This is a genomic window from Mesorhizobium sp. M2A.F.Ca.ET.039.01.1.1, assembly GCF_003998035.1.
GTDB lineage: Bacteria > Pseudomonadota > Alphaproteobacteria > Rhizobiales > Rhizobiaceae > Mesorhizobium.
Genome location: NZ_RZRY01001440.1, coordinates 1 through 586 on the forward strand (window position 1 = coordinate 1; position 586 = coordinate 586).

The following is a 586-nucleotide window of genomic DNA, read 5'->3' on the forward strand; positions in this document are numbered from 1 at the left end:
CTGCCGAACGGCCGCGAAGACCGTCCAAAGACGTTCCCGCTGCTTTGTCCCCAGCCTGTTCTTGCGACCCATGCGTGGCACCTGAGCGTAGGCTTCGGCGCTGTCGATCTGCCAAGGATCGATGACGTGAGTCCATTCTGAGTTGAGGAACTGTGGCGTCACTTCAAAGATGCCGGCCTCTTCTGCCGCTTTCTCCAGGATGGAGCGAACGTATTCGGCGTCCGCGAAGCGCGGCTGGCGACCAGTCGCCAGTGCCAGGAGGTCTCGTGCGATTTGTTCGAAGGATTGGATGACGACGCGATCGGGAAGGCTCGATGCCTCGCCGCACAGCAGCCTAATCTTTCGCGCCAGATTGCGCGCGAGCGGTTCGGAGAAGGTGGCCAGCAGCACCTTGGCATCGGGGTCGCCTTGCAGAACGCGGTAGACGCGGTGCAACGCGACGACCGTCTTTCCCGTTCCGGCGGAGCCGGCGACGCGGGCCGGGCCATTATAGGTGTGCTGGACGACACCGCGCTGGCTGGGATGTAGGAAGACCGCCCAACGCTCGAATGGCGCCTCGAGAGCGGCCTTGAGTTCGTCCAGACCC

General features: G+C 63.5%; 1 protein-coding gene. It reads right to left on the reverse strand.

The window, feature by feature from the left end:
- The coding region (locus tag EOA24_RS40330) for a UvrD-helicase domain-containing protein (protein ID WP_245502010.1) at window positions 1-582 on the reverse strand (582 nt) is incomplete at its 3' end.
- Window positions 583-586: the final 4 nt, after the last annotated feature.